At 42.1% G+C, this 13,548-nt stretch carries 8 protein-coding genes; 4 read left to right on the top strand and 4 right to left on the bottom strand.

Features of this window, described 5'->3' with window-relative positions; all coding sequences use genetic code 11:
• Positions 1-101 precede the first annotated feature (101 nt).
• The 4 genes from BMW59_RS12315 (at position 102) to BMW59_RS12300 (ending at position 7,726) form a co-directional block, all read left to right on the top strand.
• A complete protein-coding gene (locus BMW59_RS12315; protein WP_093052479.1) occupies positions 102-3,248 on the top strand; it encodes a hypothetical protein in 3,147 nt (1,048 codons plus the stop codon).
• A gap of 210 nt (positions 3,249-3,458) precedes the next feature.
• Entirely contained in the window at positions 3,459-4,775 is a 1,317-nt protein-coding gene (locus tag BMW59_RS12310; RefSeq protein ID WP_093052476.1) for an ABC transporter substrate-binding protein, read from the top strand.
• Between the two features lie 201 nt (positions 4,776-4,976).
• A complete protein-coding gene (locus tag BMW59_RS12305) occupies positions 4,977-6,290 on the top strand; it encodes an ABC transporter substrate-binding protein (RefSeq protein WP_093052473.1) in 1,314 nt (437 codons plus the stop codon).
• Positions 6,291-6,388: 98 nt separating this feature from the next.
• On the top strand, positions 6,389-7,726 hold the full coding sequence (locus BMW59_RS12300) for a glycoside hydrolase family 30 protein (protein WP_245733094.1): 1,338 nt from the start codon (positions 6,389-6,391) through the stop codon (positions 7,724-7,726).
• Positions 7,727-7,881: 155 nt separating this feature from the next.
• Here BMW59_RS12300 and BMW59_RS12295 read toward each other — a convergent pair whose 3' ends face one another.
• Genes BMW59_RS12295 through BMW59_RS12280 form a run of 4 tightly spaced genes read right to left on the bottom strand, consistent with a single transcriptional unit; the run spans position 7,882 to position 13,036 of the window.
• Entirely contained in the window at positions 7,882-9,012 is a 1,131-nt protein-coding gene (locus tag BMW59_RS12295) for a mannitol-1-phosphate 5-dehydrogenase (protein ID WP_093052470.1), read from the bottom strand.
• Entirely contained in the window at positions 9,013-9,450 is a 438-nt protein-coding gene (locus BMW59_RS12290) for a PTS mannitol transporter subunit IIA (protein ID WP_093052467.1), read from the bottom strand.
• Positions 9,443-11,590, bottom strand: coding sequence for a BglG family transcription antiterminator (locus BMW59_RS12285; protein ID WP_281244271.1), 2,148 nt, complete (start codon positions 11,588-11,590; stop codon positions 9,443-9,445). Before BMW59_RS12285 ends, BMW59_RS12290 begins: the two co-directional genes overlap by 8 nt.
• Positions 11,591-11,614: 24 nt before the next feature.
• Entirely contained in the window at positions 11,615-13,036 is a 1,422-nt protein-coding gene (locus tag BMW59_RS12280) for a PTS mannitol transporter subunit IIBC (protein ID WP_093052461.1), read from the bottom strand.
• Positions 13,037-13,548: the final 512 nt, after the last annotated feature.

Here is a 13,548-nt window from a genome sequence, read left to right as displayed (position 1 = left end):
CGGCGCAGGAGCAAGCGAGTTATTTTGAAAAACAACGAGCACCTTTAACGGATCCTAGAATCAGAGCATTAACAGGACAAAAATTATTTACGGAGGCAGTTATGTATCAGTTAAAAGAAGATCACTCATTTGAAATTACCCATTATCAGAATCAGCCCCCATTTTCCAGCTTTCTTCCTGGGATTGCAGGAGAATCAGGGATACCGATGTGGGTGTTCTATGTAAATAGAGGCCAAGGGATTGCAAGTTTCGGCATTCAGGACAAAAACCATGCCATGATGGAATTTCTGCCGGCAGATAAATCTTACCAAATGGTTCACCTGCAAGGGTTCAGAACGTTTATTAAGATATCAGACTCAGAAGGAGAGCGGGTCATAGAGCCTTTTCAGCCTGGCGAGTCTGAAAAAACAAGTGTTAAAGAAACGATGACAATTTCAGAGAATATGCTGGAACTTGAATATGTGAATCACTCTGAAGGTTTTTCAATGAACGTCAGTTACTATACGCTTGCCCATTCCCCAGTGAGCGGGCTGATCCGGCATGTGACATTTAGAAATAATTCTGACCGTCCTAAAACGTTTGAGATTCTTGACGGTATGCCTGCATTATTACCAAGCGGAGTGGCTAACACGCCTTATAAGGAGCTTGGTAATACGCTGAAAAGCTGGTTTGATGTAGTGAATCTGGATCAGAAGGTGCCATTCTACAAGCTTAGAGGCAGTATGGAGGATACGGCTGAAGTGAGCGAAGTGAATGAAGGAAACTTTTACGTCAGCTTATTCTCGACTAAAGAAGACGAGAGGATTATAAAACCAATCGTAGACCGCGACGTTATTTTTGGGGCGGATACGTCAATGCAAACACCAGTTAATTTTATAGATGCTCCTTTAACAAAGCTTACTGAAACAGAGCCGCACACGACAAACAAAGTGTCCTGCGGTTTTACGCCAGTTCGGTTTGAGCTTAAAGATGGGGAAGAAGCGGCGTTATTTACAGTGATTGGGCATGGGCGAAGTCTTGAAACAGTCCAGTCTTTTGTTAAATCACAAATATCAGTTGATTATCTTGAGAATCAGAAGAGGGATGCTCTTCTAATTACGAAAGAACTAACGAAGCCAATTCAATCTGAGACAGGCCAGCCGCTTTTCGATGCTTACAGCCGGCAGAGCTACCTTGATAACGGCCTTCGCGGCGGATTTCCTTTTGTATTCAAAAATAAAGAAGAGAGTAAAGTCTATTACCTGTACTCAAGGAAACATGGTGATTTAGAGAGGGATTATAATTTCTTTTCTATCAGCCCTACTTTCTATTCACAAGGCAATGGAAATTACCGGGATATTAATCAGAACCGCCGGTGTGATGTGTTTTTCGAACCTCACGTATTTGATCAGAATGTGAGACAGTTTATGAGCCTCATCCAGTTGGATGGCTATAACCCGTTAGCAGTAAAAGGCGTGCGTTTTAAGCTGGAAGAATTCGATTTTTCAGGCTATGTCCATAATGGACAGTCAGATAAATTAACCTCTTTTTTCGAAAAAACATTTACACCTGGAGAATTAAAGCACTTTATTACAGATGAAAACATTGAGCTCACAGTCTCATTTGACGAGTTTCTGACTACTGTGCTTCTGAAATCTGATGAACGTTATGAAGCAGAGTTTGGTGAAGGCTTTTGGGTTGACCACTGGACGTACAATCTGGATTTAATAGACAGCTTTTTGGCTGTGTACCCGGACTATGAAGAAGACTTTTTCTTTACTCGTTCGTATGCCTTCTTTCAGAGTCCTGCCATGGTTCAGCCGCGCCATCATAAGTATAAGAAGCAAGGTGACCAGTTAAGGCAGTACAGCGCTGTGGCTGAAGGAAACTTTGGTGACTCAGACTCCAATTGGGTAAAGAGCAGTTATGGCAGTGGAGAGATTTATAAAACAAACTTGTATTCAAAATTGTTTCTGCTCGGATTAGTGAAAGCTTCGACCCTGGCACCTTATGGCTTAGGCATTGAAATGGAAGCAGGTAAACCAGGATGGAATGATTCACTGAACGGATTGCCTGGTATGTTTGGTTCCAGTACATCTGAACTGATGGAACTTTACAGATTAATTGAACAGCTTGAACGAGTTCAATCAGAACAAAACGTCTATCTGCCTGAAGAAGCAAGTGAATTTTTTAAAGGGTTAGTGAGCCGTTTAAGCCAGTCTAAACCCGGTTCTGAAAGTGAAGAATGCCGCTATTGGCATGAAGTGACAGCCTTAAGAGAAGCATACAGGGAAAAAGTTCAAAACGGTATTTCAGGTAAAGAAGTTACTTTAACGGTGGAGGAAGTAAAGCAAGCCTTAAAGGTGATAAAAGAAAGAGTGGCTTTAGGGATTGAAAGATTGAAAGATTACGGGGAACTGCCGCCTACTTATTTTTACTTTAATCCAGAAGGAGAAGGTGCTAAAGAAGGACGGTTTGACGAAGTCTTATGGAAACCGGTTCCTGTCACTCCTTTTCTGGAAGGGGTAGTGAAATCACTAAAGGTATCACCGGATAAACAGGAAGCAAAGAAAATTTACAACAGGGTGAAGGATTCTGCTATTTATGATCGTAAGCTGAAAATGTACAAGACTTCCATGCCAATTAAAGATGAACCAATTGAGCTGGGTCGGGCAAAAATGTTTACGCCGGGCTGGCTGGAGAATGAGTCCGTGTTTTTACACATGGAATATAAGTATTTACTGGAAGTACTGAGATCTGGTCTGGAAGAAGAATTCTATGAGGATATCCAAAGTGCACTCATACCTTTCCTTGATCCAGCTATGTATGGACGAAGTACACTTGAGAATTCTTCATTTATTGCCAGTTCAGCCAACCCGAATCCGTCGTTGCATGGCCGTGGTTTTGTAGCACGGTTAAGCGGGTCAACTATTGAATTTATGAATATGTGGATGGTCATGATGGCCGGCCAGAAACCATTTACGATGGCAGGCGGGCAACTGGCGTTTAAATTGTCTCCTGTATTAGCTGACTGGATGTTTACTGAGGCAAATGAGGTCACGTTTACACTTCTTGGACAATGTAAAGTCACTTACACAAACCCTGAGCGTAAAAACACGTTCGGAGCTGATGGCGCCAGTCCCCAAAGTTATGTTCTAACCTATACCACAGGCGAGCGGATTGAGCTGGGCGCTGACGACGTAACAGGAGAGTATGCAAAAGCTGTACGGGACGGTAAAGTGGAAAAAATAGCTGTCCGTTTGAGGTAATCTCCTGATAATCTGATTTATGAAGAAAGTGCTCCCCGGAAGGTTTACCGGGGAGCGTTATTCTCAACTTAGCAGTTGGGACCAGAACGATGAGAGACGTAATACATAACTTTTGTGTGTGGGAGAAGTGGAATGCGTGAAAGCTTTTGAGATAAGAGATTATGAGAAATTACAGAGCGGTAAAATCGTAATTTAAAGGAGCTGTAAATTATGAAAAGACTCAGTGTACTTTCAGTAATACTTGTAAGCTCACTCATCGTTACTGGGTGTAATAGCAATAATGAAGGGAACGATGGTAACATTTCCGATGAGGGAAATGAGGCTGGAGAGAATAATATAACCAGTATTGGTGAAGATGATGCGGAAATTGAGCTGTCATTCTGGCTGTTTGGTGCTAATTACGATTCACTGGTTGAGGAATACGTAGAAAATAACCCTGAAATTTCCATTAATATTCAACAGATTGATATGGCAGACCATCATAATAATCTGTTCACATCTTTATCCGCTGGCAGTGGAGCTCCTGATATGGCAGCGATTGAAGTGTCTGAAATAGATTCTTACAAAAATGCAGAAGATCAGTTTATTAATTTATATGATTTAGGCGCTGCTTATATCGAAGACGATTACCTCGATTGGGTATGGGATATTGGTTCAAGCGTGGATGGAGATTTCTTATTTGGAATTCCTACAGACATTGGCCCGACAGTGATGTATTACCGGACAGACGTATTTGAAGAAGCCGGATTACCAACTGATCCTGATGAAGTAGAGGAATTAATTCAGACATGGGAGGATTATGGTGATGCCGCCCAAACGATATTGGATGAGACAGGAAAAGCAATGTCGGATAATCCTGAAATGGTATACAACGCTAAAAGGGATCAAGCTCCGGAACAATATTTTAATGAAGATGACGAACTCATCATAGAAACCTCTCCTTACGTAAAACAAGCTTACTTTGATACTGTTGATTGGATTGAAAAAGGATATATTAAAAATCTTGGAATGTGGACTCCAGAGTGGGGCAGTGGCATGCAGGAAGGCAATTATGCAACTTTACTGGGGCCTGCCTGGATGAGAGATACCATTAAAGAAAATGCTCCGGATGAAACAAACTGGCGTATTGCACAAATGCCGGAAGGAGCAGGCAATTGGGGCGGATCCTGGGTTACTATTCCTGCGCAAACAGAACACCCGGAAGAAGCTTATGAATTTCTTACCTGGCTGCTGGCTCCAGAACAGCAGTTAAGGTCTTTTGAAGAACGCGGGATGTTTCCGTCGACCCCTTCGGTTTATGATAATTCCGATTTCGTTAATACAACGGACGATTTTTACGGAGGACAAAACGTAGGAGAGATTTTTGCTGAAGCGGCATTGGATGTAGAGCATGTTTATAAAGGACCTTACTATGGGGATGTCAATGCTGAAATTGTTAACGGTTTAGATAATGTTTACGATGGAGCGGACCCGGACGAAGAATGGGATGATATAACCACCCGTGTGGAACAAAGAATTTCCAGGTAAGGGTCCGGGTGGTAAAAGGCCACTCGTTGATTAACAGTGTTAAGCGCCACTATATAATTATTTGCCGTTAAACCATTCTAGTCGTAAAATGTGTTGAAAAGGCCGGTGTTATCAGGCATTTACTTTACCGGATCTTTGCTGGAAAAGTTAATGCTTAACCATATTAATAGTAATACGGCACTGGTAAAGGAGAAATAATAAATGAAAGAAAAGAGTTTACTATTCACCCTGTTAATAACGGCATTAATTGCAGTTGGCTGCAATACTGACACTGGCAGCAACAGCCAAAATTCAGGATCGGATAATGGAGCTTCAGGAAATAATGAATCCAGTATAGGATCTGCAGACAGTGAAGTGGAATTGTCCTTTTGGAATTTTGGAGCTGACTATGGCCCTTTAATTGAGGAATACACAGAAAAAAATCCCGATATTTCTATTAACGTCCGGCAGATGGAGGTGGAAGATCACCAGACAAATCTGTTTACTTCATTATCTGCAGGGGGCGGCGCTCCGGACCTGGCTGCGATAGAAGCCTCAGAAATCGATTCTTATATAAGGGCGGAAAATAAATTTGTTAATTTATTGGATTTAGGGGCGGCTGATTTACAGGAGGACTATCTTGATTGGGCTTGGGAGACAGGTTTAAACATAGAGGGTGACTTCTTGCTTGGCCTCCCTGCTGATATCGGTCCGACTGTGATGTATTATCGGGCCGACGTCTTTCAGGAGGCTGGCTTGCCATCTGAACCAGACGAAGTGAAAGAGCTCATTCAAACGTGGGAAGATTATCGGCATACGGCAGAGACCATTTTGAATGAGACAGGGAAAAAGATGGTTGATAACTTTGAAACGGTATTTAAAGCGAAGCGGGACCAGGCTCCTGAAAACTTTTTTAATAAAGAAGACGAGCTCATTATTGACTCTTCTCCTTATATGAAAGAAGCATACGATCAGACTGCTCAATGGATTGAAGAAGGCTACACCGCCAACCTCGGGATGTGGTCCAGAGAGTGGCGAAATGGTATACAGGAAGGAAGTTACGCGACGTTATTAGGCCCAGCATGGATGGGGGATATTATTAAAGAATATGCACCGGATGAATCAAATTGGCGAATTGCTCCGATACCTGAAGGAGCCGGCAATTGGGGAGGTACATGGATTACCATTCCAGAAGAAACAGAACATGCAGAAGAAGCTTATGAGTTCTTAACGTGGCTGTTAGCTCCAGAGCAGCAAATGAAATTATTTAAAGAAAGAGAAACGTTCCCGACAACCCCGGCTGTGTATGAGGATGCGGAGTTCACTCAAATAGCTGATGATTACTTTGGCGGTCAATATGCAGCGGATTTATTTGCAGAAGCGGCGCTGGAAGTCCCATATATTTACAAAGGACCTCATTACGAGGATGTAAATGAAGAAATCCTTATTGGTCTGAATAATGTTTACTACGGCAGCGATTCAGAAGAGGAATGGGAAGAAATTATCGGGATGGTGGAGCGGAGAATACTCAGATAAAATTAACAGAACTGGCGAGGGAAGATGGCGGAAGCGAAAGCCACACCGCATGCCAGGTAAGTAAACAGCTGGGAAGCGCTTAAGGGGAGGAATAATCTTTGAAACACGTACAAGTTATACAAACCAGTAAGTATTCAGACAAAAAATGGGACCATAAACAACCTTTAATGTTAGATAAAAAGTTCTCTAATAAAGGAAATAATGATATAACTGTTGATCCGGCTAAAGAATATCAGGAGTGGTTAGGCTTTGGAGGAGCATTTACTGAAGCAGCCGCTTACACATTGTCTCAAATATCACCAGATAACCGGCAAGACGTCATTAATGCCTATTTTAACAAACCGGAAGGCCTGGGCTACAACCTGGGAAGAACCCACATTCACAGTTGTGATTTTGCTTTGGAAAACTATACTTATGTGGACGAAAATGACACTTCCCTTAAATCCTTCTCCATTGGAAGGGAATATAAATACGTTATTCCATTGATAAAAGAAGCTGCTAATAAAGCAAATAAAGAGCTAACGCTGTTAGCTTCTCCATGGAGTCCGCCTGCTTGGATGAAAACGAACAATGAAATGAACCATGGCGGGAAGTTAAAAGAAGAGTACCGGCAAACGTGGGCTAATTATTTTGTAAAGTATATTGAAGAGATGGAGAGCGCTGGAATTCCAATATGGGGCGTAACAGTTCAAAATGAACCTGAAGCGACGCAAGTGTGGGATTCTTGCCTTTATACAGCCGAAGAAGAAAGAGATTTTATTAAAGACTATTTAGGCCCGACGTTCTCTAAAAACGGATTGGCGGATAAAAAAATCATTATATTAGATCATAACCGGGATATTATGGTCGAAAGAGCAACAACAGTATTATCTGATCCGGAAGCTTCAAAATACATTTGGGGAACCGGCAACCATTGGTACGTATCTGAAGAATTTGAGAATTTATCCAAGGTGCATGAAGCTTTCCCTGATAAACATTTAATATTTACTGAAGGATGTATTGAAGGTGGCGTTAAGTTAGGAGCGTGGGACACTGGTGAGCGTTATGCACGCAATATAATTGGAGACATGAATAATTGGCTGGAAGGCTTTATTGATTGGAATCTTGTACTTAATGAGCAGGGCGGTCCTAATCACGTAGGAAACTATTGTGATGCCCCTGTCATTGCCGATACAAAAAATGACCAGGTCCATTTTAAGTACTACTATATTGGACATTTCAGTAAATATATTGAACCAGGAGCAAAGAGAATTGATGTAAACTCAACTCTGGAGAGTGTATCTGTCACCGCTTTTAAAAATCCGAATGGTGAGGTCGTAATTGTTATTCTTAATGAAAAAGATGAGGAACATCATACTGTTCTAAACTTTGAAAACGGACAAACAGATATAACTGTACCAAAAAGATCTATCACCACCTGTATTATCAAAAGCTAAGGTATAGGAAGCCGAGGGTCCGCAGTCAAGGCCATCAAGAATTCAAAAGGATATAAGCAATAAAGAAAAGCCGTTCAGCAGGTCTTTAAAATAAGACTGACTAACGGCTTTTCTATGCGGTCAAACAGTTCCTGTTATGATAGTGAGAAGGAAGTTTATTTAGCAGATATTTCTTCAACGATTTGCCCGTTTTCTTCTAATCCTGAAATTTGACTGAATGCTTTTTTGACCCCATATGACTGAATCTTTTCCTGAAGTTCAACGGCTTCTGAATCCTCGGGGAAGTCGTAACGTAAAGCGGCCACAATCCCGTTTAATAAACCTTCTGGAACAACGTTCCTTGCCATTAGCTGTCTGACAGGGCTAACGAGGCGTTCGTTATAACCGAGTTTCTTTACCGGCTGTCTGGCAACCCGGGTCACTTCATCTGTCAGATAAGGGTTAGTAAACCTTTCAATAATCTTTTCTATATATAACTGATGATCGTCAGGATCAAACCCATGCTTCTCGCAGATTAGCCGGCCTGTCTCTTTAAGCCCTTGCAGCACTTTCTCTTTTACCTTCTGATCCAGCAGGGCGTCCTGAATCGTTTGCTTTCCGGCCTGATAGCCGTGGTAAGCAGCTAAAGCATGCCCGGTGTTCACAGTAAATAATTTTCTTTCGATATAAGCCTCTAAATCTTCTACAAAATGAACATCCTGTACAGGAGGTATGGATCCCTTAATCGACTTTTTATCGACTGCCCACTCAAAGAACGGCTCGACCAGGACATCAAGCAAATTTTCCTGGTTCTGGTCTGGAACAATCCGGTCTACAGCCGCATTTGGAAATCCGATCAGACGCTCAACAGTATCAGTTGTCTGATTATCCAAGTGCTCTGCCACAGCGCTTTTTAACTGGTCGCTTCCCCCAATAGCATTTTCACAGGCGATAACGTTTAAGGGCTGTTCTGATTGAGATACTCTCTGCGTTAATCCTTTTGCGATTAGAGGAGCAATATGAGGGAGTATATGCGCTCCGACAGCTGTAGTTACCAGATCCGCATGGATAATCACATCAATAATTTCCTCTTCATCTTTTACAGAATGGAGGCCGCGGATAGCAGATACATTAAAAGACCTCTTTTCCTGCTCGGCATAATAAACATTATAAGACTGTTTTTCATTTATGGCGTCAATCAGGGCTTCGTTAATATCAACAAACACCGTCTCATACCCCGAATCGGCCAGAAGTTTTCCAATAAACCCGCGTCCAATATTCCCAGCTCCAAAATGAACAGCAATCATTTACTCCACCTCGCTGAACAAGGAAAGAAGTTCTTCTTTGGACTTTGCATTCACCATTTTTTCAATGTTTTCTTCGTCTGAGCAGACAATAGCGATTTTAGAGAGGATTTCCAGGTGTTCATTGTCTTTGCCGGCAATGCCAAAAACCATTTTTACTTGATTTCCGTTACCGTAATCAACAGGCTCAGCGAGTTGAAGAATAGAAATTCCTGACGCGTGGACACTGCTTTTTGCATCTTCCGTGCCGTGGGGGATGGCAATAGAGTTGCCCATAAATGTGGAAGTAATTTCTTCCCTCTCGAACATTTTTTTAATGTAATCCTCGTTGACATAACCACCGTCTACAAGGATTTGACCGGCTTGGCGAATCGCTTCTTCTTTAGAATCAACTTTCTTATTTAATATGATATTTTCTATGGGAATAATCGGTTTATTCATAATAAGGATTCTCCTTTTTTAAATAATCTTGGTAAAAATTCAGCAGTTTTACACTCAAAAAGTCGGAGATTTCTTGTTCCTTTCCGTCCTCAAATAAGGCGATACTGTTCTCATTTTCAATGATGGCACTGCTGATGGTGCTTAATATTTCTGTCTCTTCGTCTGTCATGTCAGTCGGACCGAGCATGAGCAGCACCCTTTTCATCTCGATATCATTTCCGTCCATAGCTTTAGCTTCAACTGCTTCAGTCAGGTTAAGAATAACGAAGAGAGGCCTGATGACTGAGCTGTTTCTGGCGTGGAATAAGGCTATGTGAGTCTCCGGAATGCCTAACCCGGAGAGTTCGGCCCTTTTTTTCAGGCTTTTTATAACTTCGTGTTCATCTGACACAAGGGAGTCCTCTTTCAGCTTACAAATAACTTGAAGCAAAGAATCCCACAAACCGCTTCCCTGCTCAGCCTGATATAAATGGAAGTTCCTCAGTAAATGGGCAGAAGCAGATAAACTTTTTTGCAAGTTACTGAATATATCTCTAATTGGAGAGCGGGGCTTTGAAGTGTCCTTCTTTTCTGTCTTTTTCAAAGCAGGTTTTTCCTGTTTCATCGCGTAGAGATGCTCTCTGCGATCGATATAATCTTGTATTTTAGCCACGTCGTCTTTCGTCAGGAAAGGATTGACTTGAACATAATCAACAGAATGATCTACAAGTGGAATTGTTGAGATTACTAAATCAAGCTCCTCCGGATGGAATTTATCCAACTCGAAGAGGGAACTGTTTTTAACTTCTGTTATATTAGGGAACTCACTCTGAAGCCTGCTGGCAATCATCTTTGAAGAGCCTATACCACTTGAACAGATAACGACTGCTTTATGGGTTCGCCGGTTGTTTTCCCGTTCCATCGCTGAACCGAAATGGAGTACGAGAAAGCCTATTTCCTCGTCAGGAATAGCAATGCCCTTAGTTAAAACGCTGTTGAAAGCCTGTTTGACAGTTGAAAACAGGTCAGGATAGGTGGCCTGAATTTTATCCTGGAGCGGGTTGTGAATATGCATTCCTTGTTTTAAGCGGTATAAAGCCGGTTCTAAATGAGCCATAAGCCCTTGATAGAGAGAATGATCGTTTTTAAAGTTAACTCCCGTACGATTGCTCACTTCATTGATTAATTTTTTAGCAACCATGACCGTATCGAGGTTATCCTCTGTAAACAGCACCTGATGGTCCTGATGAAGTTTAGCCCCTCTTAAATGCATCGTAATGTAGCCTATTTCAGCCTCGGGAATGTCCAGTGAAAATGACTTTTTCAGCTCCGTGGCAAGTTCTTCGGCCAGTTTATATTCCTTTTTGTTTTTTAAATGCTTTGCTAAAGACGTGTTGATACTGATGTTTTCTCCTTTGGAAATTCTCTCAAGAGCCAAGGTAAGATGGACAACAAGAGCGATATATGCCGAATCTGCGATCTGGTAATCGAGCGTGCGGATAATTTTCTTTACGGATTCTTCAACCTTCTTCAATTTGTCAATATTAATAAACCCGAGCAATTGTCCAGCGATAGATTCACTGAGGTCGGAATCCTGGTTCGGAAGCTTTCTTCGTATATATTTTAGGATTTCGCCTTCCTCAAAGTTTTCTGAAAGCAAACCGCTGATCGCTTTTCTTTTATCTGTTTCGCTGCCTGTAATCTGAATACCGAGCCCTCTTCGTCTCTCAAGCTCAAGGTCGTATTTTGCCAGCCATTCATCTACTTTTTCCAAATCGTTAGTAATAGTAGCCACAGTGACATTTAAATCTACAGCGAAAGATTGAAGTTTAACCGGCTCGAAAGACTCAAGAAGCTTACAAATAATAATGACTTGCCTTTGTTCAGGCAAAAAATCAAAATGTTTAGCTTCCTGCAAGTCCTGGCTGAATTGCTTAATCTGCTCCTTAGCGCCTTTTAAAAAGATGCCTTTTCCGGCAATTTTCTCAAGAGTCAGTTCATATGGAAGCAGCAGCGAGTCAAAGGTGGCAATATCACGGTGGATAGTACGTTCGCTCACCTGCAGGGAGTGAGCAATATCGCGGATCGTCACTCCCTCAGAATGTTTGATGAGCATTTCTAAGATGAACTTGTCTCTTGCAGAAACATACATATTGATCACTCCGTTACAGCTGTTTCAGCTGTATCACTTTAATTCATCAATAAGCTTGTCGTATTCCGGGCTGCTCAGGAAGTTATCAACAGAAATATGGTGAGCAGATGCCAATTTTTCTTTAGCCCGTGGTGTTAAATCCTTATGAGTAATAACTACATCCGCATCTTCAGGAAGGTTACTGATAGACGTATTGGCAACTTCAATATCCAATCCGGCTTTCTTAACTTTGTCACGGAGAATGGAAGCACCCATGGCACTGGACCCCATACCCGCGTCACATGCGAAAATAATTTTATTTACAGATGAAGCATCCAGTTCTTCTGCTGGTTTATCAGAATCAGCAGTTAAAGCTGAAGACACGGAACTCTCTTTTCCTTTCATCGTTTCCATTTTTGATGCGGCTTCTGTAAGATCTGCCTCTCCTTTGTTTTTGCTGGCTTTTAAGATAACCGAAGCCACCACAAATGAAACGGCTGTTGCGATGACGATCCCGGAGAAGACAGGGAAATAATATCCTGGCTGGGTTAGCAGTGTATAAGCGATAATACTTCCTGGTGACGGACTTGCAGGAAGCCCTGCTCCAAGTAAATTAAAAGTAAAGATTCCGCTCATCCCTCCGGCAATAGCTGCCAGAATAAGAGATGGTTTCATTAGGACATAAGGGAAATAGATTTCGTGGATTCCCCCAAAGAAATGAATGATTGCAGCTCCGGGAGCGGAACGTTTAGCCATCCCTCCGCCAAAGAACATAAAGGCAAGAAGAATACCAAGCCCCGGTCCAGGGTTTGTTTCAAGAAGGAAGAGAATTGATCTTCCAACCTCAGAAGCCTGCTCTAAACCTAACGGAGTTAAAACACCGTGGTTAATGGCATTGTTTAAGAACAGGACTTTCGCCGGTTCAATCAGGATACTTGTTAATGGAAGTAAACCGGCATCTACAATTGCTCCTACACCAACACCCATTGCCTGGCTGAATGCAGAAACGACTGGTCCGACTCCTCCTAAACCGATAAGAGCGAGTAAGCCGCCCAGAATCCCGGCTGAGAAGTTATTGATAAGCATTTCGAAACCGGGTTTAATCTTGCCCTCCAGCAGACCATCGAATTTCTTAATGACAAAGCCGCCTAAAGGCCCCATGATCATTGCTCCGATAAACATTGGGACTTCTGCCCCGACAATAACACCCATTGTCGCAGTGGCCCCGACGACCCCGCCCCGTACGCCATGGACGAGCTTACCTCCGGTAAAACCAATTAACAGAGGCAGTAAGAATGTGATCATCGGTCCTACTAACTCGGCGAAACTTTCATTAGGGAGCCAGCCATCAGGAATAAAAAGTGCAGTAATAAGACCCCATGCAATGAAAGCGCCGATGTTCGGCATAATCATGCTGCTTAAAAAGTTGCCGAACCGTTGAATCTTTGTGCGGATCGAACCTTTGTTGTCAGTCATTGTTGTCTCCTCCTTTTTTTAGTGACAAAAACTTTGTCTGTCTACTTTAATAATAAAGCGCTACCAATGCTGATTACAAAGCAATCTAAAGCTAATTTCGTCAAAGGCATTGTTGACATTTTTGATAATTCGGAGAGTGACAAAATTATAATGGTGAGTATTAACATGCCCAATTACCTATTAAATATTGTTTAATTGCTTCTTTATTCGGGAAGGAGGACTCCACTGTCCCCATAAACGAACCATTTTTAACGAATGGTCATACGATGTTATGGGGAACAGTCTCCCCATTAAACTAACCAGCCTGATGATGCTAAAAAAAGTCATTTTTGTTCATAAAAAAACAATTGACCAAATTTTTACGGATGTAGTATGATTAGGCTATTCAAGAGAAGGAAGGAGGACCGGAGACCTGATTTTTTAAAGGAACATAAAAGCGCCTGGACTGCGGACTGACAGGTTTGTTTCGCAGTTGACGAGGAGGAGGTTCATCGAAGCATTCGGCGGATGCC

Origin of the sequence: Salipaludibacillus aurantiacus, assembly GCF_900111295.1 — a bacterium.
Lineage (GTDB): Bacteria > Bacillota > Bacilli > Bacillales > Salisediminibacteriaceae > Salipaludibacillus > Salipaludibacillus aurantiacus.
Note: the sequence above shows the minus strand (reverse complement) of the source record. Positions and strands in the feature narration are given on the sequence as shown.

Coding starts and splice junctions, on each gene's coding strand:
- BMW59_RS12290 (WP_093052467.1), bottom strand. CDS start 9,450: ATGAATAAACCGATTATTCCCATAGAAAATATCATATTAAATAAGAAA.
- BMW59_RS12305 (WP_093052473.1), top strand. CDS start 4,977: ATGAAAGAAAAGAGTTTACTATTCACCCTGTTAATAACGGCATTAATT.
- BMW59_RS12315 (WP_093052479.1), top strand. CDS start 102: ATGTATCAGTTAAAAGAAGATCACTCATTTGAAATTACCCATTATCAG.
- BMW59_RS12295 (WP_093052470.1), bottom strand. CDS start 9,012: ATGATTGCTGTTCATTTTGGAGCTGGGAATATTGGACGCGGGTTTATT.
- BMW59_RS12310 (WP_093052476.1), top strand. CDS start 3,459: ATGAAAAGACTCAGTGTACTTTCAGTAATACTTGTAAGCTCACTCATC.
- BMW59_RS12280 (WP_093052461.1), bottom strand. CDS start 13,036: ATGACTGACAACAAAGGTTCGATCCGCACAAAGATTCAACGGTTCGGC.